General features: G+C 57.4%; 34 protein-coding genes and 1 tRNA gene. 8 read left to right on the top strand and 27 right to left on the bottom strand.

Annotated elements, in window-relative coordinates:
* Position 1 precedes the first annotated feature (1 nt).
* From trpE to rpe, 3 genes are all read right to left on the bottom strand, one after another.
* A complete protein-coding gene (gene trpE, locus B9Z40_RS15390; protein WP_100174239.1) occupies positions 2–1501 on the bottom strand; it encodes an anthranilate synthase component I in 1500 nt (499 codons plus the stop codon).
* A gap of 234 nt (positions 1502–1735) precedes the next feature.
* A complete protein-coding gene (gene gph / locus B9Z40_RS15385) occupies positions 1736–2467 on the bottom strand; it encodes a phosphoglycolate phosphatase (protein ID WP_100174238.1) in 732 nt (243 codons plus the stop codon).
* Positions 2468–2476: 9 nt separating this feature from the next.
* Positions 2477–3163, bottom strand: a complete 687-nt coding sequence (rpe, locus tag B9Z40_RS15380) for a ribulose-phosphate 3-epimerase (RefSeq protein ID WP_100174237.1) — start codon at positions 3161–3163, stop codon at positions 2477–2479.
* 29 nt (positions 3164–3192) lie between these two features.
* On the opposite strand from rpe, the gene apaG reads away from it, so the two are divergent.
* From apaG to B9Z40_RS15360, 4 genes are read left to right on the top strand one after another with little or no spacing between them, the layout of a single operon-like run.
* Positions 3193–3585, top strand: coding sequence for a Co2+/Mg2+ efflux protein ApaG (gene apaG, locus B9Z40_RS15375; RefSeq protein WP_100174236.1), 393 nt, complete (start codon positions 3193–3195; stop codon positions 3583–3585).
* 34 nt (positions 3586–3619) lie between these two features.
* Positions 3620–4579 (top strand): thiamine-phosphate kinase, encoded by a 960-nt coding sequence (gene thiL / locus B9Z40_RS15370; RefSeq protein ID WP_100174235.1) that lies wholly within the window; start codon positions 3620–3622, stop codon positions 4577–4579.
* Positions 4580–4593: 14 nt separating this feature from the next.
* On the top strand, positions 4594–5112 hold the full coding sequence (locus B9Z40_RS15365; protein WP_100174234.1) for a phosphatidylglycerophosphatase A: 519 nt from the start codon (positions 4594–4596) through the stop codon (positions 5110–5112).
* On the top strand, positions 5109–5603 hold the full coding sequence (locus tag B9Z40_RS15360; protein ID WP_369823476.1) for a CinA family protein: 495 nt from the start codon (positions 5109–5111) through the stop codon (positions 5601–5603). The genes B9Z40_RS15365 and B9Z40_RS15360 overlap by 4 nt, the downstream gene beginning before the upstream one ends.
* A 54-nt stretch (positions 5604–5657) precedes the next feature.
* Here B9Z40_RS15360 and B9Z40_RS15355 read toward each other — a convergent pair.
* The 18 genes from B9Z40_RS15355 to rplN all read right to left on the bottom strand — a co-directional run bounded on the left by B9Z40_RS15355 (position 5658) and on the right by rplN (position 14470).
* Positions 5658–5734, bottom strand: a tRNA-Met gene (locus B9Z40_RS15355).
* 18 nt (positions 5735–5752) lie between these two features.
* Positions 5753–6139, bottom strand: coding sequence for a 50S ribosomal protein L17 (gene rplQ / locus B9Z40_RS15350; RefSeq protein ID WP_100174232.1), 387 nt, complete (start codon positions 6137–6139; stop codon positions 5753–5755).
* 81 nt (positions 6140–6220) lie between these two features.
* A complete protein-coding gene (rpoA, locus tag B9Z40_RS15345) occupies positions 6221–7213 on the bottom strand; it encodes a DNA-directed RNA polymerase subunit alpha (RefSeq protein WP_100174231.1) in 993 nt (330 codons plus the stop codon).
* 104 nt (positions 7214–7317) lie between these two features.
* A complete protein-coding gene (gene rpsD / locus B9Z40_RS15340; RefSeq protein WP_100174230.1) occupies positions 7318–7941 on the bottom strand; it encodes a 30S ribosomal protein S4 in 624 nt (207 codons plus the stop codon).
* Between the two features lie 86 nt (positions 7942–8027).
* The gene (gene rpsK / locus B9Z40_RS15335) at positions 8028–8432 is read right to left on the bottom strand and encodes a 30S ribosomal protein S11 (RefSeq protein ID WP_019429279.1); all 405 of its coding nucleotides are present in this window, start codon (positions 8430–8432) and stop codon (positions 8028–8030) included.
* Between the two features lie 19 nt (positions 8433–8451).
* A complete protein-coding gene (rpsM, locus tag B9Z40_RS15330) occupies positions 8452–8817 on the bottom strand; it encodes a 30S ribosomal protein S13 (RefSeq protein WP_019429278.1) in 366 nt (121 codons plus the stop codon).
* 24 nt (positions 8818–8841) lie between these two features.
* Positions 8842–8955 carry a 50S ribosomal protein L36 gene (gene rpmJ / locus B9Z40_RS15325; protein WP_028820150.1) on the bottom strand — a complete coding sequence of 38 codons (114 nt, stop codon included), beginning with the start codon at positions 8953–8955 and terminating at the stop codon, positions 8842–8844.
* 105 nt (positions 8956–9060) lie between these two features.
* Positions 9061–10380 (bottom strand): preprotein translocase subunit SecY, encoded by a 1320-nt coding sequence (gene secY, locus B9Z40_RS15320; protein ID WP_100174229.1) that lies wholly within the window; start codon positions 10378–10380, stop codon positions 9061–9063.
* 22 nt (positions 10381–10402) lie between these two features.
* Positions 10403–10834 carry a 50S ribosomal protein L15 gene (rplO, locus tag B9Z40_RS15315; protein WP_100174274.1) on the bottom strand — a complete coding sequence of 144 codons (432 nt, stop codon included), beginning with the start codon at positions 10832–10834 and terminating at the stop codon, positions 10403–10405.
* 10 nt (positions 10835–10844) lie between these two features.
* Entirely contained in the window at positions 10845–11027 is a 183-nt protein-coding gene (rpmD, locus tag B9Z40_RS15310; protein WP_100174228.1) for a 50S ribosomal protein L30, read from the bottom strand.
* Positions 11028–11041: 14 nt separating this feature from the next.
* A complete protein-coding gene (rpsE, locus tag B9Z40_RS15305) occupies positions 11042–11560 on the bottom strand; it encodes a 30S ribosomal protein S5 (RefSeq protein ID WP_100174227.1) in 519 nt (172 codons plus the stop codon).
* Positions 11561–11577: 17 nt separating this feature from the next.
* Positions 11578–11943, bottom strand: a complete 366-nt coding sequence (gene rplR / locus B9Z40_RS15300; protein WP_100174226.1) for a 50S ribosomal protein L18 — start codon at positions 11941–11943, stop codon at positions 11578–11580.
* 11 nt (positions 11944–11954) lie between these two features.
* Entirely contained in the window at positions 11955–12488 is a 534-nt protein-coding gene (rplF, locus tag B9Z40_RS15295; RefSeq protein WP_100174225.1) for a 50S ribosomal protein L6, read from the bottom strand.
* Between the two features lie 13 nt (positions 12489–12501).
* Positions 12502–12897 carry a 30S ribosomal protein S8 gene (rpsH, locus tag B9Z40_RS15290; RefSeq protein ID WP_062407198.1) on the bottom strand — a complete coding sequence of 132 codons (396 nt, stop codon included), beginning with the start codon at positions 12895–12897 and terminating at the stop codon, positions 12502–12504.
* Between the two features lie 18 nt (positions 12898–12915).
* Positions 12916–13221, bottom strand: coding sequence for a 30S ribosomal protein S14 (gene rpsN / locus B9Z40_RS15285; protein ID WP_100174224.1), 306 nt, complete (start codon positions 13219–13221; stop codon positions 12916–12918).
* 8 nt (positions 13222–13229) lie between these two features.
* Positions 13230–13769: a 50S ribosomal protein L5 gene (gene rplE / locus B9Z40_RS15280; RefSeq protein WP_100174273.1), complete on the bottom strand. Its 540-nt coding sequence runs from the start codon at positions 13767–13769 to the stop codon at positions 13230–13232.
* A gap of 2 nt (positions 13770–13771) precedes the next feature.
* On the bottom strand, positions 13772–14092 hold the full coding sequence (gene rplX, locus B9Z40_RS15275; RefSeq protein WP_100174223.1) for a 50S ribosomal protein L24: 321 nt from the start codon (positions 14090–14092) through the stop codon (positions 13772–13774).
* A 9-nt stretch (positions 14093–14101) separates the two neighbouring features.
* A complete protein-coding gene (gene rplN / locus B9Z40_RS15270) occupies positions 14102–14470 on the bottom strand; it encodes a 50S ribosomal protein L14 (protein WP_019427444.1) in 369 nt (122 codons plus the stop codon).
* A gap of 325 nt (positions 14471–14795) precedes the next feature.
* Between rplN and proC the strand changes: the two genes are divergently transcribed.
* Entirely contained in the window at positions 14796–15620 is an 825-nt protein-coding gene (proC, locus tag B9Z40_RS15265; RefSeq protein WP_100174222.1) for a pyrroline-5-carboxylate reductase, read from the top strand.
* A 26-nt stretch (positions 15621–15646) separates the two neighbouring features.
* Here the strand turns inward: proC and ubiA are convergent, their stop codons facing one another.
* From ubiA to recG, 3 genes are read right to left on the bottom strand one after another with little or no spacing between them, the layout of a single operon-like run.
* Positions 15647–16498, bottom strand: coding sequence for a 4-hydroxybenzoate octaprenyltransferase (ubiA, locus tag B9Z40_RS15260; protein WP_100174221.1), 852 nt, complete (start codon positions 16496–16498; stop codon positions 15647–15649).
* Between the two features lie 10 nt (positions 16499–16508).
* Positions 16509–17471 carry a LysR substrate-binding domain-containing protein gene (locus B9Z40_RS15255; RefSeq protein WP_100174220.1) on the bottom strand — a complete coding sequence of 321 codons (963 nt, stop codon included), beginning with the start codon at positions 17469–17471 and terminating at the stop codon, positions 16509–16511.
* 16 nt (positions 17472–17487) lie between these two features.
* The gene (gene recG, locus B9Z40_RS15250; protein WP_100174219.1) at positions 17488–19569 is read right to left on the bottom strand and encodes an ATP-dependent DNA helicase RecG; all 2082 of its coding nucleotides are present in this window, start codon (positions 19567–19569) and stop codon (positions 17488–17490) included.
* 206 nt (positions 19570–19775) lie between these two features.
* Here recG and B9Z40_RS15245 point away from each other — a divergent pair, with 206 nt between their 5' ends.
* The 3 genes from B9Z40_RS15245 (at position 19776) to tgt (ending at position 22479) form a co-directional block, all read left to right on the top strand.
* Positions 19776–20111 (top strand): hypothetical protein, encoded by a 336-nt coding sequence (locus B9Z40_RS15245; protein WP_100174218.1) that lies wholly within the window; start codon positions 19776–19778, stop codon positions 20109–20111.
* 77 nt (positions 20112–20188) lie between these two features.
* Positions 20189–21277: a tRNA preQ1(34) S-adenosylmethionine ribosyltransferase-isomerase QueA gene (gene queA, locus B9Z40_RS15240; protein WP_100174217.1), complete on the top strand. Its 1089-nt coding sequence runs from the start codon at positions 20189–20191 to the stop codon at positions 21275–21277.
* Positions 21278–21306: 29 nt separating this feature from the next.
* The gene (gene tgt, locus B9Z40_RS15235) at positions 21307–22479 is read left to right on the top strand and encodes a tRNA guanosine(34) transglycosylase Tgt (RefSeq protein WP_100174216.1); all 1173 of its coding nucleotides are present in this window, start codon (positions 21307–21309) and stop codon (positions 22477–22479) included.
* Between the two features lie 21 nt (positions 22480–22500).
* Here tgt and B9Z40_RS15230 read toward each other — a convergent pair whose 3' ends face one another.
* From B9Z40_RS15230 to B9Z40_RS15220, 3 genes are all read right to left on the bottom strand, one after another.
* A complete protein-coding gene (locus tag B9Z40_RS15230) occupies positions 22501–24414 on the bottom strand; it encodes a potassium transporter Kup (protein WP_100174215.1) in 1914 nt (637 codons plus the stop codon).
* Positions 24415–24522: 108 nt separating this feature from the next.
* Positions 24523–25221, bottom strand: a complete 699-nt coding sequence (locus tag B9Z40_RS15225; protein WP_100174214.1) for a response regulator — start codon at positions 25219–25221, stop codon at positions 24523–24525.
* Positions 25218–26750 (bottom strand): ATP-binding protein, encoded by a 1533-nt coding sequence (locus B9Z40_RS15220; RefSeq protein WP_158238110.1) that lies wholly within the window; start codon positions 26748–26750, stop codon positions 25218–25220. The genes B9Z40_RS15225 and B9Z40_RS15220 overlap by 4 nt, the downstream gene beginning before the upstream one ends.
* Between the last annotated feature and the right edge of the window lie 121 nt (positions 26751–26871).

Below are 26871 nucleotides of genomic sequence, written 5' to 3'. Positions count from 1 at the left end.
ATCACTCCAAGCCTTCTTCAACCAACTCGCTAGCCCGCAACAAGGCACGGGCCTTGTGCTCAGTCTCGCGCCACTCCATCTCGGGCACCGAATCGGCCACCACCCCGGCAGCGGCCTGCACATACAGGGTTTGGTCCTTGATGACGGCGGTGCGGATGGCAATGGCCACGTCCATGTCTCCCGCATAACTGATGTAGCCACACGCTCCGCCGTAGATACCACGCTTGACTGGCTCGAACTGGTCGATCAGCTCCATGGCGTGCACTTTGGGTGCTCCGGTCAGGGTACCCGCCGGGAACGTGGCTTTGAGTACATCCATGTTGCTCATGCCTTCGTTCAGCAGTCCTTCGACGTTGCTCACGATGTGCATCACATGGCTGTAGCGCTCGACCACAAAGGCCTCCGTCACCTTCACAGAGCCAATTTGGGCGATGCGGCCAATGTCGTTGCGCGCCAAGTCGATCAACATCACATGCTCGGCCCGCTCTTTCGGGTCGTTGATCAACTCTTGCTCAGCCGCCTTGTCTTTTTCCGGCGTCGCACCACGTGGGCGTGTGCCTGCCAGGGGGCGAATGATGACTTTGGCACCCTCGTCGGTTTGCTCCTGTCGCACCAGAATTTCTGGGCTGGCCCCAACCACATGGAAGTCGCCGAAATTGTAAAAATACATGTAAGGGCTGGGGTTGAGCGAACGCAACGCCCGGTACAAGGACAGCGGACTTTCGGTGTAGCGTTTTTTGATGCGTTGCCCCACTTGCACCTGCATGAAGTCACCGCCTGCGATCAGCTCTTTGGCTTTTTCAACAGCCGCGATGTAATCAGCCTTGGCAAAGTCCCGCTCTGCCGGGTAAGACTGGCTGGCTTTGACCACGGGTGCGCTGACCGAGTATTTGAGCTGCTCTTTCAGGTCACGCAAGCGTCTTTTGGCGCCGACATAGGCCTCTGGTGTGGCAGGGTCGGCGTAAACGATCAGGTAGAGCTTGCCCGACAGGTTGTCGATCACGGCCAGTTCTTCGCATTGCAGCAGCAAGATGTCTGGCGTGCCCAAGGTATCGGGCGGGCAGGATTTTTCGAGTTTTTTCTCGATGTAGCGTACGGCGTCGTAGCCAAAGTAGCCCGCCAGACCGCCGCAGAAACGGGGCAGCCCCGGGCGCAAGGCCACTTTGAAACGCTTTTGGTACTGCTCAATGAAGTCCAAAGGGTTGCCCACGACAGTTTCAACAACATCGCCATCGCGCACCACCTCGGTCTTTGCCTCGGCACCAAAACCACTGGCACGCAACAAGGTACGGGCCGGCAGTCCTATGAAGCTGTAGCGGCCAAAACGCTCGCCGCCCACCACCGACTCGAGCAAGAAGCTGTATTGGCCGTTGTCTTTGGTGTGGGCCAGCTTGAGGTAAAGCGACAAGGGTGTTTCCAGGTCCGCAAAGGCTTCCAACATGAGTGGAATGCGGTTGTAGCCTTGGCTGGCCAGGCTTTTGAATTCAAGTTCGGTGATCACAGGCTAACGCCTCCAAAGTGCTCGGCGACCTCTGCAGAGGTGCTTTTCATTCATCCAGGTGTCCGGTCAAGGCCGGGCGCGGGTGCGGGCGGGCCGCACGGTCGATGGGGGTCAGGCTGGCCGACGCCAGGGCCAGGCTCCCCGGCCTTCCACATGGGAATGGCTCGGCAGGCAGGCTGCGCTGGAGATGTATGAAAGGGTGAACATGTTGTTGGAAGTGTAGCAAAGCCTGGGTCAGCGCATCGCCGCGCCCATGCGAGCCGGTAAATCGGCCAAGGTGTCTAACCAAGCGGCGGCGGGTGTGTCTTGCACGGGCTGGCCATGGTTGTAACCATAGGTCACCAGCACCACCGGGCAGCCCGCTGCGTGTGCGGCTTGCGCATCATTGCTGGAGTCCCCCACCATCAAGGTGCGCGCAGGCGACGTCCCCAGCGCTTCACAGGTCTTCAGCAAAGGCAACGGGTCGGGCTTTTTGCGCTCAAAACTGTCGCCACCAAACATGGGACAAAAAAAAGACGTCAAGGCCTTGTCTTTCAGCAAGGCTTGGGCAAAGGCCAAAGGCTTGTTGGTCAGGCAGGCCATTGGCATGCCTTTGGCTGACAAGTCATTGAGAACGTCCATCACGCCAGGGTAGACATTGGCAAACTGACCGTTGATGGCCAAATAGTGGTGCTGGTAACGCTGCCAAGCCCGGTCAAACAAGGCGTCTACCGTCAAGGCTGCACAGGCTTGCCCTGCACCCTTGACTTCAGGACGGGCGATTTGATGCGCAAGCAGGCTGCGGATCAGATGCTCCGAGCCCTTGCCGATCGTTTGCTCGATCAAGGCGTCCGACACAGGTGGCAAATCCAGATCGGCCATGGTGCGGTGCAAGGCGACTTGAAAGTCTCCCAAAGTGTTCACCAAGGTGCCGTCCAGGTCAAAAATGACCGCTTCGATGTCCGTCAAATCTTGCAAATTGGGCATAGCGTCCGTTCAAACTGAGCCCAAAGCCACACGCATCTGGTCGATCACAGCTTTGTAATCGGGCTTGCCAAAAATCGCACTGCCCGCCACAAAGGTGTCAGCACCGGCATCGGCCACGCGGCGGATGTTGTCTGCTTTGATGCCGCCGTCGACCTCCAGGCGAATGTCTCGGCCGCTGCGCTCGATCCACTGGCGCGCCAATTCGACCTTGCGCAAAGCAGAATCGATGAAGCTTTGGCCGCCAAATCCGGGGTTCACGCTCATGATCAGGATGAGGTCAATCTCATCGATCGTCCACTCCAGCACATCCAGAGTCTCTGCGGGGTTGAACACCAGGCCAGCCTTCACGCCCTTGTTCTTGATGGCCTGGATGCTGCGGTGCACATGCGCGCTGGCATCCGGGTGAAAACTGATGAGGTCAGCGCCCGCTTCGGCAAACGAAGCCGCCAGCGCATCCACCGGCGAGATCATCAAGTGCACATCGATCGGCACAGCCACCCCTTCAGCCGTTTTGGCATGAGGCTTCAGCGCTTGGCAAATCATGGGCCCAAACGAGAGGTTGGGCACGTAATGGTTGTCCATCACGTCAAAGTGGATCCAGTCGGCACCGGCGTCGATGACGCTTTTGACTTCTTCGCCCAAGCGAGCGAAATCAGCCGAGAGGATGGAAGGGGCAATGCGGTAGGTCGTCGTCATGCTCGAATTGTCGCAGTTAACATGCGCCCATGACCTCCTACAACGTTCAAATTGATGTGTCGCCCCAATACATTGCCGACCAAAGTCAACCGCTCCAAGGTATTTTCTCTTTCAGCTACACAGTCACGGTGACCAATACGGGCACCACACCGGTGCAACTGATTTCCCGTCATTGGGTCATTCAGGACGAGCGCGGTCACACCGATGAAGTCAAAGGATTGGGCGTCGTAGGCCAACAGCCTTTGCTGCGCCCCGGTGAGGCTTTCCAGTACACCAGTGGCTGCCGCCTGCGCGCACCCAGCGGGACCATGCAAGGCAGCTATTTCTTTGTGGCGGAGGATGGTCATCGCTTTGATGCCCCCATTGCGACTTTTGTTTTGGAGTCTTCTTCCTCGGGCTTGTCAGGCCGCACACTGCACTGAAAACCAGCTTACAGCTTGCGGTTAAGCTTGTGCCATGGGTGAATTTGACCTGATTGAACGTTATTTCAAACGACCTGCACTGCGTGCGGACGTCGGTGTTGGAGACGATTGCGCCGTGTGGACGCCCCGCTTGGGCCATCAGCTTGCTTTTTCGGCCGACATGCTGGTAGAAGGTCGGCATTTTCTGTCAACTGTGAACCCACACCATCTGGGTCACAAATCCCTGGCGGTGAACCTGAGCGACTTGGCCGCTTGTGGCGCGACCCCCCAAGCTTTTTTGTTGTCCTTGTCTTTGCCTCGGGCAGATGAGGCCTGGCTGGCTGGCTTTTCCAAGGGCTTGTTGGAATTGGCCGACCTGCACGCTTGTGAATTGATAGGTGGTGACACCACACAAGGCCCCTTGAACATTGCCATCACCGTGATGGGCGACACACCTCAAGGTCAAAGCATCTTGCGCAGTGGCGCACAAGTGGGCGATGACCTGTATGTCAGCGGTCACTTGGGTGATGCGCGCTTGGCCCTTGAAGCTTTTCGGGGCACCATCAGCTTGCCTCAAGCCGCTCTGGACCTAGCCAGGCTTCGCATGGAATGCCCTACGCCCCGCATCGCTTTAGGCCACGCACTTCGTGGGATTGCCAACGCCATGGCAGACATCAGCGATGGCCTTGTCGGTGATTTGGGGCACATTCTCAACGCCAGCCGTGTGGGGGCCGAAATTGACACCTCTGTTGCAGCAGCTCTGATGCAAACGGGCCAACTCTGGTCTTGCCCTGAAGACTTGGCCATGACCTGTGTGCTGTCGGGCGGCGATGATTACGAATTGGTGTTCAGCGCTTCACCCTCTGTGGCTGATCAAGTGTTGATGGCCTCTGAAGCGTCGGCCACGCCCGTCACACGCATCGGCCGCATCACCGATTCACAGCGTTTGGTTTTGCTGGGCCTTGATGGTCAACCCGTCACCCTGCCACTTCAATCTTTCGACCACTTTGCCTGACAACGAACTCCAGCATGGACACTTCTGATTTTCGGGCGCAGATCAAACCCACCGCTGCTTTCATGCTGTCGCACCCCGCCCATGCGGTAGCTTTGGGCTTTGGCTCAGGTCTTGCACCCAAAGCGCCCGGTACGGTGGGAAGTCTGTGGGGATGGGCCTCTTGGCTTTTGATTCAACAGTACCTGTCATGGCCCGCACAAGTCGGCATCATTGCTTTGGGGCTTTTGGCAGGATGGTGGGCCTGCACCGTGACTGCACGCCATATGGGCGTCAGCGATCCTGGATCCATTGTTTGGGATGAAGTGGTCGCCATATGGTTGATCTTTTTTTTGATCATGCCCACGAGTTTCAGTGGACAACTGATGGCATTCGCTTTGTTTCGTTTTTTTGATGCCATCAAACCTGGTCCGGTGGCGTGGGCAGATCAGTTGTTCAAGGGTTTCGGCTGGCGAGGCGGCTTGGGAATCATGTGGGACGATTTGGTCGCTGCCTTTTGCACATTGCTGACGATTGCACTTTGGAGATCGTTTTGAATCCACTGCCTTTTCAACTCTTGGCTGAACGGCTCAAACAACGGCGGTGGATGCTCGCCACTGCCGAAAGTTGCACAGGCGGACTGATTGCCAGTCGTTGCACAGATTTGGCAGGGTCCAGCACCTGGTTTGACCGGGGTTTTGTGACCTATTCAAATGTGTCCAAACACCAAATGCTTGGCGTTCCAGAAGCCATGCTTGCGCAGCATGGGGCAGTCAGTGAGCCTGTCGCGAAGGCCATGGCCTTGGGGGCTGTGTACCGTTCAACTGCTGCGATTTCAGTCGCCGTGACAGGCGTTGCCGGTCCGAGCGGTGGAAGTCCAGAAAAGCCTGTTGGAACCGTGTGGCTGGCGTGGTGCATCAATGGTTGTGTGCACACCGAATTGATGCACTTCTCTGGCAACCGTGACCAAATCAGGGAAGCCACCACGTCACACGCGATTGATGGCTTATTGAAACGGATTCCGCCTAGCCATGAAGCGTTAGCCTGAAACGAAAAAACCCTCCGAAGAGGGTTTTTTGATTTTCAAGTGAATTTGAAAAATTGGTTGCGGGGGCCGGATTTGAACCAACGACCTTTGGGTTATGAGCCCAACGAGCTACCAGACTGCTCCACCCCGCGGTATCTTTGAATTATACCTTACTCAGCTGCTGTTTCAGCAGAAGAATCAGCGCGATCCACCAATTCAACCAAAGCCATCGGTGCGTTGTCACCCACGCGGTAACCCATTTTCAGGATACGTGTGTAACCACCAGGACGCTTGGCAAAACGTGGGCCCAGCTCGGCAAACAATTTGACGACGCTGTCACGGTCACGCAGGCGGTTGAAAGCCAAGCGCTTGTTGGACAAGCTGTCTTCTTTGGCCAAAGTGATCATCGGCTCAATGACGCGACGCAGCTCTTTGGCTTTAGGAAGTGTTGTTTTGATGACTTCATGCTCAATGAGCGAGTTCATCATGTTTTGCAGCATCGCAAGGCGGTGCGAGCTGGTGCGGTTCAATTTGCGGAGGCCGTGTCCGTGACGCATGGTGCTTACCTTTCTTTATTAAACAGACAGCCGTATCAGGTACTGCCCGTGCACACCCCGGTTTGATCCGGGAACTTTCTATTATCGCTTTTCCAGACCAGCTGGCGGCCAGGCTTCGAGCTTCATGCCCAAAGTCAAACCACGAGAAGCCAGAACTTCTTTGATTTCGTTGAGTGACTTGCGACCCAGGTTAGGGGTCTTGAGCAACTCGTTCTCGGTACGCTGGATCAGGTCACCGATGTAGTAAATGTTTTCTGCTTTGAGGCAGTTGGCCGAACGCACAGTGAGTTCGAGCTCGTCCACAGGGCGCAGCAAGATCGGGTCGAAGCTGCCAGCACCACCGCGTTGAGCAGGCTCATTGAAAGCAGACAATTCGCTGCCTTCAAGCTGTGCGAACACAGCGAGTTGTTCAACCAAAATCTTGGCCGAAGAACGCACAGCATCTTCAGCAGTGATCGCACCGTTGGTTTCGATTTCGATGACCAGCTTGTCCAGGTCGGTACGCTGCTCAACACGTGCGCTTTCAACGGTGTAGCTCACGCGCTTGACCGGAGAGAAAGAAGCGTCGAGAACAATACGGCCCAAAGCCTTGGTAGGCTCATCGGCAAAACGGCGCATGCTACCGGGCACATAGCCACGGCCTTTTTCAACCTTGATCTGCATGTCCAACTTGCCACCGTGTGACAAATTGGCAATGACGTGCTCAGGATTGACGATTTCGACATCGTGCGGCGTCTGGATGTCGGCAGCAGTGACAGCACCTTCGCCGTCTTTGCGCAGACTCAAAGTGACTTCGTCGCGGTTGTGGAGTTTGAAAACCACACCTTTGAGGTTCAACAGGATGTTCACCACATCTTCTTGAACACCATCAATGGAGGAGTACTCGTGCACAACACCGGCGATGGTCACTTCTGTGGCGGAATAACCCACCATAGAAGACAACAAAACGCGACGCAACGCGTTGCCGAGTGTGTGACCATAACCACGCTCGAAAGGCTCCAACGTGACTTTGGCACGGTTGGCGGCCAACTGTTCGACTTGGATGGCTTTGGGTTTCAACAGATTGGTTTGCATTCAGACTTCCTCTCAATACCCCCGGTACGTTACACCGGTAAGGCTGATGAAGCACCCGGTGCAGCCTGTTAAGACTACCCGGGAACGATTGAAACGACTCAGAATTAACGCGAGTACAGTTCGACGATCAACGATTCGTTGATGTCTGCAGCGAATTCATCACGATCAGGAACCTTCTTGAAGGTGCCTTCTGCCTTGTCGGCGTTGACTTCAACCCAAGCAGGCATGCCCACTTGCAAAGCCAGTTGCAAAGCTTCAACCACACGGTTTTGCTTTTTGGATTTTTCACGAACAGCCACCACGTCACCGGCCTTGACCAAGTACGAAGGAATGTTCACGGATTGACCGTTCACGGTGATGGCTTTGTGAGAAACCATCTGACGTGCTTCAGCGCGAGTGGAGCCAAAGCCCATACGGTAAACCACGTTGTCCAGACGGCACTCCAGCAGACCCAACAAGTTGGAACCGGTGTTGCCCTTGCGGCGATCGGCTTCCGCAAAGTAGCGGCGGAACTGCTTCTCCAAGACGCCATACATGCGCTTGACTTTTTGTTTTTCACGCAATTGCAGACCGTAGTCGGAAGTGCGCTGACCCGAAGTGCGACCGTGTTGGCCTGGCTTGGTGTCAAATTTGGACTTGTCTGCGATCGAGCGACGTGCGCTCTTCAGGAACAAATCGGTGCCTTCACGGCGTGAGAGTTTGGCCTTGGGGCCGAGGTAGCGTGCCACTGGATTTTCCTTTTATACAACTGCCGCATCAGAAATGCGGGAGCCAGGCGATGCAAGCATGGCCTGGCGGTGGGCTTGGTTTGAAATTAGATACGACGACGCTTTTGTGGGCGGCAGCCGTTGTGCGGGACCGGTGTCACATCGGCAATCGATGTGATACGGATACCCAATGCACCCAGGGCACGAACCGAGGACTCACGACCTGGGCCTGGACCCTTGATCTCGACGTCCAAGTTTTTGATGCCTTGTTCTTGAGCAGCACGACCAGCCACTTCTGAAGCAACCTGAGCTGCAAAAGGTGTTGACTTGCGTGAACCCTTGAAGCCTTGGCCACCCGACGAAGCCCAAGACAATGCATTGCCTTGGCGATCGGTGATGGTGATGATCGTGTTGTTGAACGACGCGTGAACGTGTGCAATACCGTCAGCAATGTTCTTGCGAACCTTCTTACGGACACGTTGTGATGCGCTATTTGATTGTGCTTTTGCCATAGTGGTCTCTCAATCCTGCTTATTTCTTCAGAGCCGCTGCGCCTTTGCGCGGACCCTTGCGAGTGCGTGCATTGGTACGTGTGCGCTGACCACGCATGGGCAAGCCACGACGGTGACGGAAACCGCGGTAGCAACCGATGTCCATCAAACGCTTGATGTTCATGGTGGTTTCGCGGCGCAGGTCACCTTCAATGGTGAAGACTGCGATTTGATCGCGGATTTTTTCGAGATCAGCGTCCGTCAGATCTTTGATCTTTTTGGAATAAGCGATGCCAGAAGCCTCGCAAATTTGTCGAGCCCGGGTGCGACCAATACCGAAGATGGCTGTCAAGCCAATTTCAGCATGTTTGTGCGGCGGAATGTTGATGCCAGCGATACGTGCCATTTTCGTCCTCTAAAACTAATTCAATCAGCCTTGACGCTGCTTGTGACGTGGATCTGTACAGATCACACGAACAACGCCTTTACGGCGAATGACTTTGCAGTTACGGCAAATTTTTTTCACCGAAGCAGAAACTCTCATGGTTCTCTCCTAAAACTCATCGATACCCAGACTTCTCAGACCAGGTGAAAAATATGGCCTTGCACAAAATGCGCAAGGTTCTTTACCAAACTTCGAACAAGTCACTCAAGACTTGAAACTCGCCTTCTTCAAAAGCGAATCGTACTGTTGTGACATCAAGTAGTTTTGTACTTGAGCCATGAAATCCATGGTCACAACAACAATGATCAGAAGGGATGTGCCGCCAAAGTAAAACGGAACATTGTATTTCAGAATCAAAAACTCAGGCAACAAACACACGAATGTGATGTATGCAGCGCCAACAGCCGTCAAACGCAAAAGGATCTTGTCGATGTACTTCGCTGTCTGCTCACCTGGCCGAATACCCGGAATGAAAGCACCGCTTTTCTTCAAATTCTCTGCAGTTTCACGGCTATTGAAAACCAACGCTGTGTAAAAGAAACAGAAGAAAATGATCGCCGCGGCATAAAACATCACATAGACGGGTTGTCCAGGTGCCAATGCGTTAGCCACATCTTTGAAGAATCGAACCACAGCACTCTCAGATGATCCCGAGCTGAACCATCCAATGAGGGTGGCAGGCAACAAAATGATCGAAGAAGCAAAGATCGGCGGAATCACCCCAGCCATGTTCAGCTTCAAAGGCAGATGCGACGATTGCCCACCATAAACCTTGTTACCAACCTGACGGCGTGCGTAATTCACCAAAATCTTGCGCTGTCCACGCTCTACAAACACCACGAAGTAGGTGACCAAAGCCACCACCACAATGATCAAAATAGAGATCAATGGGTTCATAGCACCCGTGCGAACCAACTCGAACAAACCACCCAAGGCACTCGGCAGTCCTGCTGCAATACCGGCAAAAATCAGGATTGAAATGCCATTGCCCAAACCGCGCTCAGTGATTTGCTCACCCAACCACATAAGGAACATGGAGCCTGCCGCCAAACTCACCACGGCAGTCATCCGAAATCCCATGCCAGGATTGATCACCAAACCAGCCGACGCCTCAAGGGCCACAGCGATACCAAACGACTGAAATACAGCCAAGCCCAAGGCACCGAATCGTGTGTACTGGGTGATTTTTCGTCTCCCAGCTTCACCTTCTTTTTTCATTTGCTCAAACGAGGGCAAAACGTACGTCAACAACTGCATCACGATGGATGCAGAGATGTACGGCATGATGCCCAACGCAAAAATAGTGAACCGGGACAGTGCGCCACCGGAAAACATATTGAACAAATTCAAAATGCCGCCTTGCTGACCATTGAACAACTGCTTGAGCTGCTCAGGATCAATGCCTGGCACAGGAATGTGTGCGCCCGCACGGTAAACCACCAGCGCAAGCAACAAAAACAGAAGGCGGCGACGCAAATCGCCGAACTTGTCTGCTTTAGCTGTTGAATTAGCGCTGGTTGCCACAGTGTTTCTCGCTTATGAACATTCAGGCAACAGAGCCGCCAGCAGCCTCAATGGCCACCTTGGCACCAGCAGTCGCGCCAATACCTGTCAATTTGACAGCTTTGGTCAACTCACCTGTGTTGATCACTTTGACCACTTTGGCCATTTGCGAAACCAGACCAGCTTGCTTCAATGTCAAGACGTCCACTTCTGCCAAGTCCAAACGGGACAAGGTGGTCAGTGTGATTTCTGCGTTGTACTTCAGCAAATGTGATTTGAAACCACGCTTGGGCAAACGGCGCTGCAAAGGCATTTGACCGCCTTCAAAACCCACCTTGTGGTAGCCGCCTGAACGTGACTTCTGACCTTTGTGACCACGGCCGGCGGTTTTACCCAAACCCGAACCGATGCCACGGCCCACGCGACGTGGCGCGTGCTTAGAGCCTTCTGCGGGCTTGATGCTATTGAGTTCCATCATTCGCCTCTTAGAGAACTTTGACCAGATAGCTGATCTTGTTGATCATGCCGCGCACTGCAGGCGTGTCTTGCAACTCGCTCACAGAATTCAGCCTGCGCAAGCCCAGACCACGCACGGTGGCGCGATGGGACTCTTTGGTGCCAATTGGGCTACGGACCAATTGGACTTTCACTGTAGATTGTGTCGTCATGTTCGTTCTCCGGTTCAGCCGAACAACTCTTCAACCGACTTGCCACGCTTGGCGGCCACGTTGGAAGCTGTTGTGCAATTGGACAAAGCGTCCAAGGTGGCACGAACCATGTTGTAAGGGTTAGACGAACCATGGCTCTTGGCCACGATGTCGGTGATGCCCACCACTTCGAACACAGCGCGCATAGGACCACCAGCGATGATGCCGGTACCTTTTGGCGCTGGTGCCATCATGACGCGAGCTGCGCCATGGTGACCGTAAACGGCGTGGTGAATCGTGCCATTCTTGAGGTGCACTTTGGCCAAGTTGCGACGGGCTTCTTCCATCGCTTTTTGCACAGCCGCTGGCACTTCTTTCGATTTGCCTTTGCCCATGCCCACTTTGCCATCGCCATCACCGACCACGGTCAAGGCTGCGAAACCGAGAATACGGCCGCCCTTCACCACTTTGGTCACGCGGTTGACCGCGATCATCTTTTCGCGGAGACCGTCTTCAGGACCGTCGCTCTGCGGTTTTGCTGTAAATTTAGCCATTTGTAACTCCGATCCGTTTAGAACTGCAGACCTGCTTCACGGGCTGCTTCGGCCAAAGCCTTGACACGACCGTGGTAAGCGAAACCTGCGCGGTCGAAGGCGACCTTCTCAACGCCAGCAGCTTTTGCTTTTTCAGCAATGCGCTTGCCAATCACTGTGGCCGCAGCGGCATTGCCGCCTTTGCCAGTAGCGCCCAAGGCCGTGCGCACTTCGGCTTCGGCTGTTGATGCGCTGGCCAACACTTTGGTACCACAGCCAGAGATAACGCTGGCGTAGATGTGCAGGTTGGTACGGTTCACTGTCAAACGCGCCACGCCTTGCTGTGCAATGCGGATGCGTGTTTGGCGTGCACGACGGAGACGCTGCTCTTTCTTGGTCAACATGATGCAGCTCCTTATTTCTTCTTAGTCTCTTTGATCGTGATCTTCTCATCCGAATAACGGATGCCCTTGCCTTTGTAAGGCTCAGGAGGACGAACAGCACGGATCTCAGCAGCAATTTGGCCAACACGTTGACGGTCAGCACCTTTGATCACGATTTCAGTCGCGGTTGGGGTGGCTACCGTGATGCCCGCAGGCATGTCGATGTTGACAGGGTGTGAATAACCAACAGCCAGGTTCAATTTGGCGCCAGAAGCAGCCGCTTTGTAACCCACGCCCACCAAGTTCAACTTCTTCTCGAAGCCCTTGGTCACGCCAGTCACCATGTTGTTCACCAGCTGACGCATGGTGCCGCTCATGGCATTGGCTTCGCGTGAATCATTGGCCGGAGCAAAACTCAATTTGCCGCCGTCGTTGGTCACAGTTACCAGCATGTTGGCGTTGATGGCCAACTGACCACCCGTACCCTTCACACTGATTTGATCTTGTTTGATGGACACATCCACGCCAGCGGGGATGGTCACAGGCATTTTTCCTACTCGGGACATTCTTTTTCTCCCTTTAAGCGACGTAGCACAGCACTTCGCCGCCGACACCGGCTGCACGCGCTTTGCGATCGGTCATCACACCTTGAGGTGTGGTGACGATGGCCACGCCCAAGCCGTTTTGGACTTGAGGAATAGCATCACGGCCTTTGTACACACGCAGGCCAGGACGGCTCACGCGCTCAATACGTTCGATGACCGGACGGCCAGCGTAGTACTTCAGGGCGATTTCGAGGGTGGCTTTGCCATCTTCGGTTTTGACTTGGAAGCCATCAATGTAGCCTTCATCTTTCAGCACTTGGGCAATGGCGACCTTCACTTTGGATGAAGGCACCATCACGGCGGCTTTGGCCACCATCTGTGCATTACGGATGCGGGTCAACAGATCGGCAATAGGATCACTCATGCTCATGTTGTTATCTCCTGCCGATTACCAGCTGGCCTTGGTCACGCCCGGAATGTTGCCTGCGAAGGCTAATTCACGGATCTTGGCGCGACCCAGACCAAATTGACGGAACGTACCGCGTGGGCGACCGGTGATTTCACAGCGGTTGCGTTGGCGGGTCGGGTTGGCGTTGCGTGGGAGCTTTTGCAGGCCCAGACGGGCAGCTGCACGCTCTTCATCGCTGCGCTTGAAATCGTTGGCGATGGCTTTCAGTTCCGCATATTTTTTTGCGTACTTGGCTGCCAATTTTTCACGCTTGAGCTCACGCTCGATCAAAGCTACTTTAGCCACGTGACACCTCAGTTCTTGAAGGGGAAGCGGAAAGCTGTCAAGAGTGCTTTGCACTCTTCGTCAGACTTGGCCGTTGTGGTGATGCTGATGTTGAGACCGCGCAAGGCATCGACCTTGTCGTACTCAATTTCAGGGAAAATGATCTGCTCTTTGACGCCTATGTTGTAGTTACCACGGCCATCGAATGCACGACCAGAGATACCACGGAAGTCACGAACGCGAGGCAAAGCCACGGTCACGAAACGGTCCAGGAATTCATACATCTGAACGCCACGCAAAGTCACCATGCAACCGATAGGTTGTTGCTCACGGATCTTGAAGCCGGCAATCGCTTTCTTGGCCTTGGTCACCACAGGCTTTTGGCCTGCGATCTTGGTCAAGTCGCTCACAGCGTGGTCCATGACTTTCTTGTCAGCGACCGCTTCAGATACACCCATGTTCAAGGTGATCTTGGTGATGCGAGGAACCTGCATAGGCGACTTGTAGCCAAACTTGGCTGTCAACTCGGCAGCGATTTTCTCGCGGAAGATTTGTTGCAAACGTGCCATGCTCATGCCACCTTGATTTCTTCGCCGCTGGATTTGTAAACGCGAACGCGCTTACCATCAGCTTGCAGCTTGACGCCCACGCGATCAGCCTTGCCAGTTGCGACGTTGAAAATCGCCACATTGGATTGGTGAATCGGCATGGCCTTTTCGATGATGCCGCCAGTTGTGCCCTTCATAGGGTTTGGCTTGGCGTGCTTTTTAACGATGTTGATGCCATCGATCAGCAGGTGAGAATCGGTTGCACGGGCAGTTACTTTGCCGCGCTTGCCTTTGTCCCGACCTGTGATGACGATGATTTCATCGCCTGTGCGAATCTTGTTCATGGCGCGTCCTTACAGTACTTCAGGAGCCAAGGACACGATCTTCATGAACTTCTCGGTACGCAGTTCACGCGTGACCGGGCCGAAGATGCGGGTGCCAATAGGCTCCAACTTGGCATTCAGCAACACAGCTGCGTTGCCATCGAATTTGATGAGGGAGCCATCGCCACGGCGGATGCCTTTGGCAGTGCGAACCACCACAGCGCTATAGATCTCGCCTTTTTTGACGCGACCACGCGGGGCGGCTTCTTTGATGCTCACTTTGATGATGTCGCCAACACTTGCATAGCGACGCTTAGACCCGCCGAGCACCTTAATGCACAGCACGGACTTGGCGCCGGTGTTGTCGGCCACATCCAACCGAGATTCTGTCTGGATCATTTCTTTGTTCCCAACTTGTATTTCTTGCCAGCCAGCTTTGCAGCCATCCAACAGAAATCAGTCTTGGACCCGTCATTCACACCGCGAACCACTCGCAGCGCTTCAGTTTGGGCAGATAACTACGCCTTTTGCAAGGCGAAGCCCACTATTATGTCTGAAAAGACAGGGGTACGCAACACCTTTGTGAAATTATTTGCCTATTTCGGTGTTCTCAGTCCTTAAATCGCGCCCAAGTCACTTGTTCCGCGGTCATGTCCTCTTGGCTTACCCTCTGAAAAAGCGACAATGGCCCCAATTCTTTCATTTCCAGTCGAATTCTCTATATATGTCCACCTTCAGCAACACCCTGGCATTCATCGGCGGCGGCAACATGGCCAGCGCCATCATCGGCGGTTTGATTCGCCAGGGCATGAAACCAGAACAGATCCTTGTTGTGGAGCCTTTTGCGGAGACCGCAGCAAAACTCCTGTCGGATTTCGGCATCACAGCATTGAGTGCCGCTGACCCCTCTTTGTCCCGCGCTGACTTGGTTGTTTGGGCGGTTAAACCCCAGGTTTTCAGCGAAGCCGCAGCACCCGTCATGCCTTTTACGCGTTCTGCACTTCATCTGTCTGTCGCTGCTGGCATTCGCACCGACAGCATTTGTCGCTGGTTAGGCACCAACCGCGTGGTGCGCTGCATGCCCAACACACCCGCACTGGTGGGTCAAGGCATGACCGGATTGTTCCCCTGCCCTACCGTCACGCTGGCAGACCAAGCCTTGGTTGAACGCGTCATAAGCACCACAGGGAAATTTCTGTGGTTGCAGCAAGAGTCTCAGCTGGATGCAGTGACCGCGCTTTCGGGTTCCGGTCCTGCCTATGTGTTTTACTTCCTGGAAGCGATGACCGAAGCAGGTGCCAGCATGGGCCTGAGCGCTGCGCAAGCCTACCAATTGGCAGTGGCCACTTTCTCCGGCGCATCTTCTTTGGCAGCGGCATCGACCGAGCCGGCCGAGGTGCTGCGCCAACGCGTGACGTCCAAGGGCGGCACCACCTACGCAGCCATCACGGCGCTGGAGACTTCGGGCGTTAAAGCATCTTTTGTCAAAGCCATGCACGCGGCTGAGGTGCGCGCACGGGAACTGGGCGATGAGTTTGGCAAAGCCTGACGCGCGCCCTCACACGGGGTGTCAACTCAGCGGTAAGACAAGGCCACGCCCAGAAACACACTGAAGCCCAACCAGTGGTTCAAGCGAAAAGCCTTGAAGCAGCCCTCGCGTGTGCGATCCTTAATCAAGAAAACATGCCAGAGCACTTGGGCCAAAGCGCCCATCAGCCCCAAGCCAAACCACTGGCCGCGTTGTGACGCATCCAGCAACACGGCCCACACCGTCAAATAAGCCGCGTAAAAGCCGGCAATGGCCAGTACATCCCAGCGACCCAAAGTGATGGCCGAAGTCTTCATGCCGATTTTCAAATCGTCATCCCGGTCGACCATGGCGTATTCGGTGTCATAGGCCAAAACCCAAAACAAGTTACCCAAAAGCAAGCCCCAAGCCAATGGCGGCACACTCCCCTGCACAGCGGCAAAAGCCATCGGGATGCCAAAACTGAAAGCCACGCCCAACACCGCTTGCGGCATCGACACATGGCGTTTGGCATAGGGGTACAACAGGGTGACGGCCAAGGCGGCGAACGACCACTGAATGGTGGCCGCATTGGTGGTCAGCACCAAAGCAAACGCACACAGCGCCAGCACCACACCCACAGCCAGCGCCTCTTTGACGCCGATTCGACCACTGGTCACCGGGCGGTTCGCCGTGCGTTTGACGTGTTTGTCAAAGTCACGGTCCGCCACATCGTTGACGCAACACCCCGCGCTGCGCATGAGGATGGTGCCCAACGTGAACACCGCGATCAAGTGCCAACCGGGAAACCCGCCAGCGGCCACCCATAAAGCCGCCAGAGACGGCCACAACAAAAGCAACCAACCCGCAGGCCGGTTCCAGCGGATCAGGTCCAGGTAAAGCTTGAGTTTGGTGGCCACGGAAAACCCCTCAAGACAAACGCGTCACACCAGGCAGTGGACAGGCATAAATGGCGTTGCGCACAGCGGCAATGGCTTCGTATCGGGTGAAGCTGCGACGCCAAGCCAACACCACACGCCGCGTGGGCGGCTTGCCCCCCGCAGGGTCCACGATGGGCAAATAACGCACAGGCGAATCGTGGTGACCGCCCGAGCGCTTGTGCACGGGCTTGAGGTCGGGCACCGACAGGCGAGGCACCAAGGTCACGCCCATGCCTGCGGCCACCATGTGCTTGATGGTTTCGAGCGATGAGCCTTCGAACGTCTTGCGGATCCCATCGGCCTGGCTGGCATAACGGGCAAACTCGGGGCACACCTCCAGCACATGGTCGCGAAAGCAATGGCCTGCGCCCAGCAGCAGCATGGTTTCGTTTTTCAGCTGCTCGGTGGTGATGGACTTCTCTTGGGCCAAAGGATGGCTCAAAGGCAGTGCAGCCATGAAGCTCTCGTCGTACAAAGGGGCCACCGCCAGCCCTGACTCGGGAAAGGGTTCGGCCAAAATAGCACAGTCCAGCTCACCTGTGCGCAGCATCTCAAGCAAGCGCACGGTGAAATTTTCTTGCAGCATCAAAGGCATCTGCGGGATGTCGGTGATGATCTGGCGCACCAGGTCGGGCAGCAAATAAGGCCCGATGGTGTAGATGACACCCAGCCGCATGGTGCCTGCCAAGGGGTCTTTGCCGCGCTTGGCGATTTCTTTGATCTCGGCGGCTTGCTCCAGCACGCTTTGCGCTTGGCGAATGATTTCTTCGCCCAGCGTGGTGACCGACACCTCGCTCGCGCTGCGCTCAAACAGCTTGACCTCCAGCTCTTCTTCCAGCTTCTTGATGGCCAACGAGAGCGTGGGCTGCGACACGAAGCAAGCCTCGGCCGCCTTGCCAAAGTGCTTTTCACGGGCCACGGCCACGATGTATTTGAGTTCGGTCAGGGTCATGGGGGTTATTTGAACATCAAGCTTTCAAATACTCGGATTTCCCGCCCAACCAACGGCCAATGTGGCGTTCGGCCAAATAAGCGTGCTGGTCGAGCATGTGCGGCGCCAGGGCACGCGCCCAGTCCAACAAATGCCCGTCGGTTTCCAGATCGGCAAAGCGCAGCAAAGGCGCACCCGACTGCCGCGCACCCAAAAACTCACCCGGCCCGCGGATTTCCAAGTCGCGCCGGGCGATCTCGAAACCGTCATTCGTCTCGACCATGGCCCGCAGGCGTTCACGGGCCGTCTCACTCAAACGCCCCCCCTCCGGCGTGCCATAGAGCAGCACGCAGGCCGATGCGGCTGCACCGCGTCCCACACGACCGCGCAACTGATGGAGTTGGGAGAGGCCAAAACGCTCGGCATGCTCGATCACCATCAGTGAGGCATTGGGCACGTCCACCCCCACCTCGATCACCGTGGTGCTGACCAGCACACCCATCACGCCTGCGGTGAAGAGTTCCATCACCGCTTTCTTTTCGGCCACAGGCATGCGCGAATGCAGCAGGCCGACCATCACGCCCGGCAGCGCTTCGCTCAGGTCGGCATGGGTCTGGGTGGCGTTGGTCAGGTCCAGCGCTTCGCTTTCTTCAATCAAGGGGCACACCCAGTACACCTGCCGTCCCTCTTGCAGCTGCGCCCCAATGCGCGAGACCACTTCGTCACGGCGGTGGTCCGACACCACGCGGGTCACGATGGGCGTGCGCCCAGGCGGCAGCTCGTCGATCACCGACACATCCAAGTCGGCGTAATAACTCATGGCCAACGTGCGCGGAATGGGCGTGGCCGTCATCATCAGCATGTGCGGCTCCATGCCATCGGCCTGCATCTTGCCGCGCAAGGCCAGACGCTGCGCCACGCCAAAGCGGTGCTGCTCGTCGATGATGGCCAGCGCCAGATTCTTGAACTTGACGTGTTCTTGAATGACCGCGTGCGTGCCCACCACCAGCGCGGCTTCGCCCGACTCGATCAGCGCCAGCATGGCGGCGCGTTCTTTTTTCTTTTGGCTGCCAATCAGCCAAGCGACTTTGACGCCCAAAGGCTCCAGCCAGCCCACCAGTTTGGCAAAGTGCTGGGTGGCCAAGATTTCGGTCGGCGCCATCAGGGCGCATTGCCAGCCCGCGTTCACCGCCACCATGGCCGCCAAGGCTGCCACCACGGTCTTGCCCGCGCCCACATCGCCTTGCAGCAAGCGGTGCATCGGCACATTGCGGTCCAAGTCTTTGGCAATTTCTTGGCCCACACGCTTCTGAGCGTTCGTCAGTCCAAAGGGCAAAGCGGCCAGCAACTGGCCATACAAACCATGGGCTTTGAGCTTCAAGGCCGGGGCGCGCAACAAATCGCGCTCGCGTTTGGCGGTGAGCTGCGACAGCTGCTGGGCCAGCAACTCTTCACACTTCAGGCGAATCCAGGCCGGGTGGCTGCGGTCTTCCAGCGCGGCCAGCGACACATCGGGCGTGGGGTGGTGCAAAAAACGCAAAGCATCTCGCAGCGACCAAGCACCTCGCGGGTCAGGCCAAGCGATGCCCGCAGGCATGGTCTCGCTCAGGTCGGCATGGTTCAAGCCCGTGATGACGGCACGGCGCAAATAAGCTTGCGCCAAGCCTGCCACCGTCGGGTAAACGGGCGTTAAAGCCTCTGCCAAATTACCGCCAGCGGCCTTGAAAGTCGGGTGCATCATGGTCAGGCCCATGAAGCCGCCCTTGACTTCGCCCCGCGCCCGGATGCGGTTGCCCACCGCCAGCGCCTTTTGGTGCGAAGGGTAAAAACTGAAAAACCGCATCACGCAGGTGTCTGAGCCGTCGTCTACCGTCACCAGCAGCTGGCGGCGCGGCCGCATCGTGATCTCGCAGGCCGTGACCGTCGCTTCGATCTGTGCCACATCGCCTTCACGGGCATCCACCAGCTTGACGATGCGGGTCTCGTCTTCGTAGCGCAGCGGCAGGTGCAGCGCCAGATCGATGTCACGCCTCAAGCCGAGCTTGATCAGCGCCTTTTGGGGGGCGCTGAGGGTTTTGGCAGCAGTTTTCGCTGCCGGAGGGATTGGCTTGGCTGGCATGGCTTGATTGTGACGCGAGAAGCTCAGCGTGAAATCGCTCTTTTCCCTTTGCCTTCCTCGACATATTGATCGACCTCGAACCAGATGAATCGATGGCATCTTCCTTGTTCGACAAACAAATTCTTATTTATCAATACGATTATTTTTTAGTATTTTTTAATTAATTTATAAGTAAAATATGTTTTTAACTTTCAAATTTAAACACCATGAAAACCCTCTTCTTCATCGCATCTCTCGCCGTGCTCATCAGCAGCGGCTGTGCCACGCGCCCTGAAAGCATCTCAGCCTCTTTTGTTTCGCATGAAAAATACATGGGTCAAGATTGCACACAGCTGGCTCTTCAAATGTCAGAGGCACGCAGCCAATTGGCCAAGTTCTCATCCTTGCAAGACAGCAAAGCCAATGTAGATGCCGCAACCGTCTTTTTGGTACTGATTCCTGCCAGCAAATTGTCAGGTGACCACGCAGGTGATGTCGCAAAGTTCAAAGGTGAAGTTGAGGCTGTTGAGACCGCTCTTATCAAAACAGGTTGCAAGAAATAAGCTTGCCGAGACCCTGTGGAAAGGTCATGAGAAAATCATGGCTTTCCAATTAGGAGGGGCCTGTTAAGCCCTGCACCATGACATCTTTCCCCGCCCCCCGCGAATTCACCTTGAGTGACTTCGACTTCGAACTCCTCCCCGAACTGATTGCCCAGCACCCTGCCGCCCAGCGCAGCAGCTCGCGTTTGCTGGATGGCTCCGCAACCACCATCGTCGATCGCATCTTCAACGAACTGCCCAGCCTGCTGAATAAGGGCGATCTGCTGGTGTTCAACGACACCAAGGTCATCAAGGCGCGCATCTTTGGCGAGAAGGCATCTGGCGGCAAGTTGGAGTTGCTGATTGAGCGTGTATTGCCCGGTCACCAAGTGGTAGCGCACATGAAAGTGAGCAAGAAGCCCCTTTTGGGCGGAAAGATGTACTTGGCCGGAGGCGCTCGTCAGGGCGGTTTTGATGCCGTCTTGCTCGGTCGCTGGCCCGATGAAAACGGCCAGCTGTTTCACCTGCAGCTGAGCGACGAGCCGCACGCCTTGATGGAAAAGCACGGCGTGGTGCCACTGCCCCCTTACATTGAACGACCAGCGGGCACGGCCGACCATGCCGACACCGCAGAAGACGCGCGGCGTTATCAGACTGTGTTTGCGCGTGCGCCTGGCGCAGTGGCCGCGCCTACGGCGGCGCTGCATTTTGACGATGGGGTTTTGTCAGCCCTGGCCGCACGCGGCGTGCACACCGCCAGCGTCACGCTGCATGTGGGCGCAGGCACCTTCCAGCCGGTCAAGACTGAAAACATTGCCGAGCACACCATGCACAGCGAGTGGTACGAAGTGCCCGAGGCCACGCAGCAGGCGATTGCCGAGTGCAAAGCGCGGGGCGGCAAGGTTTTGGCAGTGGGCACCACCACCGTGCGCACGCTGGAGTCTTGGGCCAAGTTCGGCCACGCCAGTGGCGACACCCAAATCTTCATCACACCGGGGTTCGAGTTCCAAGTGGTGGACCACCTGATCACCAACTTCCACCTGCCCAAAAGCACGCTGATGATGTTGGTGAGCGCCTTTGCGGGCTACGAGCACATCATGGCGCTTTACCGCCACGCGATCGCGAACCAGTACCGCTTCTTCAGCTATGGCGATGCGATGCTGCTGACGCGAACACAACAGGCCTGAAGCGCCACCCCACTCCTACAATCCCTGCCATGCTCCAATTCGACCTGCTCAAAACCGACCCCTCCAGCCACGCCCGCCGCGGCACGCTGACCCTGAACCATGGCGTGGTGCAAACGCCCATCTTCATGCCCGTAGGGACCTATGGCACCGTCAAAGGTGTGATGCCGCGCAGCCTGCACGAGATGGGCGCGCAAATCATTTTGGGCAACACCTTTCACCTGTGGATGCGCCCAGGGCTCGACATCATGAAAGGCTTTGGCGGCTTGCACCAATTTGAGAAATGGGACAAACCCATCTTGACCGACTCGGGCGGGTTTCAGGTCTGGTCGCTGGGCGACATGCGCAAGATCACCGAAGAAGGCGTGACCTTCGCCAGCCCCGTGAACGGCGACAAGCTCTTCATGTCGCCCGAGGTGAGCATGCAGATCCAGACCATCCTGAACTCGGACATCGTGATGCAACTCGACGAGTGCACGCCTTACGAGACCAAAGGTCACTTGACAACCGAAGCAGAAGCCCGCAAGTCGATGGAGATGAGCCGCCGCTGGGCCGTGCGCTCGAAAGACGAGTTCGCCCGCCTGGAAAACCCCAATGCGCTGTTTGGCATCGTGCAAGGCGGCATGTTCGAGAACCTGCGCCAGGAATCACTCGATGCGCTGGTGGAGATGGACTTTCCGGGTTACGCCGTGGGTGGCGTGAGCGTGGGCGAGCCCAAAGACCTGATGCTGCAGATCATGGCGCACACCCCGCACCGTCTGCCTGCCCACAAGCCGCGCTACCTGATGGGCGTGGGCACGCCCGAGGATTTGGTGCAAGGCGTGGCCGATGGTGTGGACATGTTCGACTGCGTGATGCCCACCCGCAATGCTCGCAACGGCACGGTGTTCACCCGCTTTGGTGACCTGAAGCTGCGCAACGCCCGCCACAAAAACGACCCGCAACCACTCGACACCAGCTGCACCTGCCATGCCTGCGCGGGAACGTCTGGCGTGTCGTGGGACAACGGTGGCCGCGAGGGTTTCAGCCGCGCTTACATGCACCACCTGGACCGCTGCGGCGAAATGCTCGGCCCCATGCTGACCACCATCCACAACCTGCACTACTACCTGAACCTGATGCGCGAAGTGCGCGAGTCACTCGACGCGGGACAGTTCACGCAGTTCCGGGCTCAGTTCAAGAGCGAGCGCGCACGCGGGGTCTGAGCCCCAGAAGCGCGGCCGGGTTCAAATCTGCACCCGCGTGCCCAGTTCGACCACGGCGTTGTCGGGCAAGCGGAAGAACTCCACCACGCCGCCTGCATTGCGGTTCATGGCGGCGAACAGCTTTTCGCGCCACTGCGCCATGCCTGTGCCAGGTGTGGACACCACGGTTTCGCGGCTGAGGAAATAGGTGGTCTCAAACGCGGAGATGTTCAGCCCATGGGCTGCGCAACCGGTCAGGGCCTGAGGTATGTCAGGGTTGTTCATGAAGCCGTAGCGCACCACCACGCGCCAGAAGTGTTGGCCGAGTGGCTCCACCTGCAAACGGTTCTGCTCGGACACCCAAGGCACTTCGTCAAACAGCACGGTGAGGATCACGTTTTTCTCGTGCAAAACCTGGTTGTGCTTGATGTTGTGCAGCATGGCTTGCGGCACCGTCTCAGGATTGGCCACTGGGTAGACCGCCGTGCGTGGCACGCTGTGCGGCGGATGGGCTTCCAGCATCTCGATGAAGGCGTTCAACTCCAAACCGTCTTGCCGGATGGTCTCAACCAGCAACTCGCGGCCACGCGCCCAGGTGGTCATGAACAGGAACAGCATCAAGCCCATGGCCAGCGGGAACCAGCCGCCGTCCCACAGCTTGATGGCGCAACCTGCGAACAAAAACAAGTCCACCACCAGGAAAAAGCCCGTGGCCCCCAGCGCCAGCGCCAAAGGCATCTTCCAGACTTTGTAGACCACAAAAAACGTCAGTGCTGTGGTGATGGCCATGGTCAGCGTGACGGCAATGCCATAGGCACCGGCCAGCGCCGACGAGCTTTTGAACGCCAGCACGGCCAGCACCACGCCCACCAGCAAAGCGCGGTTGACCGCCGGGATGAAAATTTGGCCCGACTCTTTTTCTGAGGTGAAGTGGATGTCCATGCGCGGCAAAAAACCCAACAAGATGGCTTGCCGTGTCATGGAATACGCGCCCGAAATCACCGCCTGCGAAGCGATGATCGCCGCCAGCGTGGACAGTACCACCGCGCCCACCATCCAGGACTCGGGAAACATGCGGTAGAAGGGGTTCTCCAGTGCGGAGGGGTCTTGCATCAGCAAAGCGCCTTGGCCCATGTAGTTCAGTGCCAAGCCGGGCAACACCAAGGTCGTCCAGGCCAATTGGATGGGCTTGCGCCCAAAGTGGCCCATGTCGGCGTACAGCGCTTCCGCACCCGTCAAGGCCAAGACAATGGCACCCACAGCAGCCAACACCAGCGGACCGCGCTCGATCAAAAAGTGCCAGGCGTGCACTGGGTTGAGGGCCTGCAAGATGGCAGGCTCGCGTGCGATGTGCACCACACCTAATGCCCCCAGGGTCACGAACCACAGCACGATCACTGGACCAAAAAAGCGCCCCACCGAATGCGTGCCAAAGCGTTGCACGGCAAACAAGCCCAGCAACACCACCACAGACAGAGGCACCACATAAGGCGTCATCGCGGGCGTGATGATTTCGATGCCTTCGATCGCGCCAATGACCGAAATCGCGGGGGTGATGATGCTGTCGCCATAAAACAGCGTGGCGCCAAACAAGCCCAGCAAAAGCAAGACCTTGCGCAAACGCGGCGAGTCCTGCACGGCACGCGCCGCCAAGGCAGTCAGCGCCAAGCCGCCGCCTTCGCCCCGGTTGTCGGCCCGCAGGATGAGGATCACGTATTTGAGCGTGACCACCAGCATCAGGGCCCACAAGATGACGGACACCACGCCAATGATGTTGTGCGCATTGAGCGCCACCCCGGTGTGCGGCGCAAACACCTCTTTGACGGTGTACAGCGGGCTGGTGCCGATGTCGCCATAGACCACGCCCAGCGCGGCCAGCGTGAGTGCGCCCAGTCCATGACGGGCGTTGTGAGCAGACCCCTGGGGATCGGAAGAAGACACAGCAGAAGCAGACATGTCGGGTGCCAATAGTGAACGAAGCCACAGCTTGCCTGGGTGCGCATCAGGAACGCATAAGTGAGCATCAGTGCGCATCAGGCCCTGGATGCGCCCGTGACCTTGAGTTCAGTCCTCTGCTTCGGCCAATTTGTAGCCCACACCCGGCTCGGTCAGCAGCCAACATGGCTCGGCCGGAACGGCTTCGAGCTTGGCCCGCAATTGGCCCATGTACAGGCGCAAGTAGTGCACCTGGTCCACATGCTCTGCCCCCCACACATCCAGCAGCAGCTGGCGGTGCGTGACCACTTGACCCGCTTGGCGAGCCAGGCGGGCGAGCAGCTTGAATTCGGTCGGCGTCAAGCGCACCGCCTGCCCATGCAGCTGCACCGTGTGCCGCGCCAGATCGATCTGCAAGCCGCCCACCTCGTAATGCGTCACCGGGGTCTGCACTTGCACGCCTCGATGTCGCAAGCTCACACGCATGCGGGCCAGCAATTCCTGAACGCTGAAGGGTTTGACCAGGTAGTCGTCGGCCCCGGCGTCCAGCAGGCGCACTTTGCCCGCATCGTCGTGGCGGGCCGAGATCACCAGCACGGGCAAACTGCGGTGCTGGCGAACCCAGGCCAGCAGCTCACTGCCATCGGCATCGGGCAGACCCAGATCCAGCACCACCAGGTCAAACGGTTGCGGGTGGTGCACCAACAGGGCCAGGGCATCGGCGCAACTGCCCGAACCGGTGACGGCGTAGCCCTCGGTCTCGAGTGCCGACTGCAGCGTCTGGCGCAGTGCCCGGTCGTCCTCCACCAACAGCACATGCATGCTCATGCGTCGGACTCCTCGGATTGCGCCACAGGTTGGCTCCGCAAGGGCATGTGCAAGCGCACCACGGTGCCGCCACCCTCTCGCGCCTGGATCCAGATTTTTGCCTCGTGCGCTTTGGCCACCGCGCGGCACAGCGCCAAGCCCAGCCCCATGCCACGGCGGGCCATGGCGTCTTGGTTCGGGTCGGGGCGCTCGGCACTTTGCATGCGGAAAAACGGATCAAAAACTTTGTCGTGCCACTCGGGGGGGATGCCCACGCCCCGGTCCATCACAGCCATCTCGATGGCCCCGTCCACTTGCCGCGCCTGCAGTCGCACGGGCGCGTCGGCCGGGCTGTAGTGGATGGCGTTGTCCACCAGGTTTTCAAACAACTGCACCAGCAAGATGGGCTCGCACCACAGCAAGGGCAAACCTGGCGGCACATCGGCCTGCAAGGTGCGTTCAGGGTAGCGTCTGCGGGCCGAGGCCAACACCACGCCCCAGAGTTCTTCAACCGACTCCCAGCTGCATTGCAAAGGCGCGTCCAGGCCATCCAGCCGCGCCAGTTGCAAGGTGTGGGTGGTCATGCGGTGCAAATGCCCCGCCTCGGCCAGGATGGTCTGGGCTTGCTGTTCTGTGCGCGGGTCATGCACCTGCGCGGCCTGCTGCGCCATGGCCGAAGCGGCTCCGGTGATGGTGGCCAGCGGTGTGCGGTAGTCGTGCGAAATGGCCGCCAGCAAAGTGTTGCGCAACTGCTGGGTCTGCAAATGTTCGTGGGCCTGCTGCGCTTGCTGGCGCGACTGCAGGCGCTCGATCTCATCCGCCAGAAGCCGGGCCAAATTTTGCAAAGCGGCCAGTGCCACGGGCGGCTCGCGCACAGGCTCGGGGTCCAGCGCCAGCGCACCGATCACGCGCACCCCGGCGCGCAAAGGCAAGACCAACGCAGACAGGTTCTCATACCGCCCTGTGCCCGGACCGATGGCGCTTTGCTCCTGAATGCAGGCGACCAGCTGCTGCCGCAAGGCCGTTGGGGGTTCGGTCTGAGCGGCTGGACCGAACCACGCGTCGCCCAGTTCGGGCCGCTGCAGCAGCAAGGAGACGGCGCACCCGGTCCAGTCGGACAGCAGCGCCTGGGCCACGCGCACTTGATCGGGCACGCTGGCTGCTTGCTGCAGTTGCGTGGCCAGCGTTTGCTGGCGCCGCGCCTGCTCGGCCACCTGCTCTTGCATCAGGGCGTGGCTGCGCAAGCGGGCCATGAGGACGCTGATCACGCTGCTGGTGCACAGCAGCGTCACCAGCAGCAACACATCTTGGTGCAGCTCGACATGGAAAGTGAAGCGCGGCGGCACGGCAAACCAATTGAACCAGGCCACCGCGGCGGCCGACACCACCACCGACACGGCCGCCGACAACCAAAAGCTGGCCAGCGTGCTGCACAGCACCAGCAGCAAAGCCAGATTGCCCAGGCTCCAGACGCCATCGAGCGCCACCATGAGCACGGCAAAAACCGCCCAGATGGCGATGGCAGGCCAGAAAGAAAGAATGCGTTTCACGGGAAAGGTGTGTGCCATGTCCGCTCAGATTAGCAGGCCGGGCATCTGGAAAGCATAAGGAGCCGATGCACCTTCGAACGCATGTGTCGATGGCACGAACCTCCAGCGCACGATTTGGAAC

Source organism: Limnohabitans sp. 15K, assembly GCF_002778285.1.
Taxonomy (GTDB): Bacteria; Pseudomonadota; Gammaproteobacteria; order Burkholderiales; family Burkholderiaceae_C; genus Limnohabitans_A.
This window is presented reverse-complemented; position numbering and strand designations above follow the sequence as displayed.

Coding starts and splice junctions, on each gene's coding strand:
- B9Z40_RS15255 (WP_100174220.1), bottom strand. CDS start 17,471: ATGACCCTGACCGAACTCAAATACATCGTGGCCGTGGCCCGTGAAAAG.
- rplO (WP_100174274.1), bottom strand. CDS start 10,834: ATGGAACTCAATAGCATCAAGCCCGCAGAAGGCTCTAAGCACGCGCCA.
- rplN (WP_019427444.1), bottom strand. CDS start 14,470: ATGATCCAGACAGAATCTCGGTTGGATGTGGCCGACAACACCGGCGCC.
- rpsK (WP_019429279.1), bottom strand. CDS start 8,432: ATGGCAAAAGCACAATCAAATAGCGCATCACAACGTGTCCGTAAGAAG.
- B9Z40_RS15230 (WP_100174215.1), bottom strand. CDS start 24,414: ATGTCTGCTTCTGCTGTGTCTTCTTCCGATCCCCAGGGGTCTGCTCAC.
- queA (WP_100174217.1), top strand. CDS start 20,189: ATGACATCTTTCCCCGCCCCCCGCGAATTCACCTTGAGTGACTTCGAC.
- rplQ (WP_100174232.1), bottom strand. CDS start 6,139: ATGCGTCACGGACACGGCCTCCGCAAATTGAACCGCACCAGCTCGCAC.
- rpmD (WP_100174228.1), bottom strand. CDS start 11,027: ATGACGACACAATCTACAGTGAAAGTCCAATTGGTCCGTAGCCCAATT.
- rpmJ (WP_028820150.1), bottom strand. CDS start 8,955: ATGAGAGTTTCTGCTTCGGTGAAAAAAATTTGCCGTAACTGCAAAGTC.
- rplR (WP_100174226.1), bottom strand. CDS start 11,943: ATGTTGACCAAGAAAGAGCAGCGTCTCCGTCGTGCACGCCAAACACGC.
- rpsH (WP_062407198.1), bottom strand. CDS start 12,897: ATGAGCATGAGTGATCCTATTGCCGATCTGTTGACCCGCATCCGTAAT.
- proC (WP_100174222.1), top strand. CDS start 14,796: ATGTCCACCTTCAGCAACACCCTGGCATTCATCGGCGGCGGCAACATG.
- recG (WP_100174219.1), bottom strand. CDS start 19,569: ATGCCAGCCAAGCCAATCCCTCCGGCAGCGAAAACTGCTGCCAAAACC.
- apaG (WP_100174236.1), top strand. CDS start 3,193: ATGACCTCCTACAACGTTCAAATTGATGTGTCGCCCCAATACATTGCC.
- rplF (WP_100174225.1), bottom strand. CDS start 12,488: ATGTCCCGAGTAGGAAAAATGCCTGTGACCATCCCCGCTGGCGTGGAT.
- rpe (WP_100174237.1), bottom strand. CDS start 3,163: ATGACGACGACCTACCGCATTGCCCCTTCCATCCTCTCGGCTGATTTC.
- rplX (WP_100174223.1), bottom strand. CDS start 14,092: ATGAACAAGATTCGCACAGGCGATGAAATCATCGTCATCACAGGTCGG.
- rpsM (WP_019429278.1), bottom strand. CDS start 8,817: ATGGCACGTATCGCTGGCATCAACATTCCGCCGCACAAACATGCTGAA.
- gph (WP_100174238.1), bottom strand. CDS start 2,467: ATGCCCAATTTGCAAGATTTGACGGACATCGAAGCGGTCATTTTTGAC.
- rplE (WP_100174273.1), bottom strand. CDS start 13,769: ATGGCACGTTTGCAACAAATCTTCCGCGAGAAAATCGCTGCCGAGTTG.
- tgt (WP_100174216.1), top strand. CDS start 21,307: ATGCTCCAATTCGACCTGCTCAAAACCGACCCCTCCAGCCACGCCCGC.
- B9Z40_RS15245 (WP_100174218.1), top strand. CDS start 19,776: ATGAAAACCCTCTTCTTCATCGCATCTCTCGCCGTGCTCATCAGCAGC.
- B9Z40_RS15225 (WP_100174214.1), bottom strand. CDS start 25,221: ATGAGCATGCATGTGCTGTTGGTGGAGGACGACCGGGCACTGCGCCAG.
- thiL (WP_100174235.1), top strand. CDS start 3,620: ATGGGTGAATTTGACCTGATTGAACGTTATTTCAAACGACCTGCACTG.
- rpsE (WP_100174227.1), bottom strand. CDS start 11,560: ATGGCTAAATTTACAGCAAAACCGCAGAGCGACGGTCCTGAAGACGGT.
- rpoA (WP_100174231.1), bottom strand. CDS start 7,213: ATGCAAACCAATCTGTTGAAACCCAAAGCCATCCAAGTCGAACAGTTG.
- B9Z40_RS15365 (WP_100174234.1), top strand. CDS start 4,594: ATGGACACTTCTGATTTTCGGGCGCAGATCAAACCCACCGCTGCTTTC.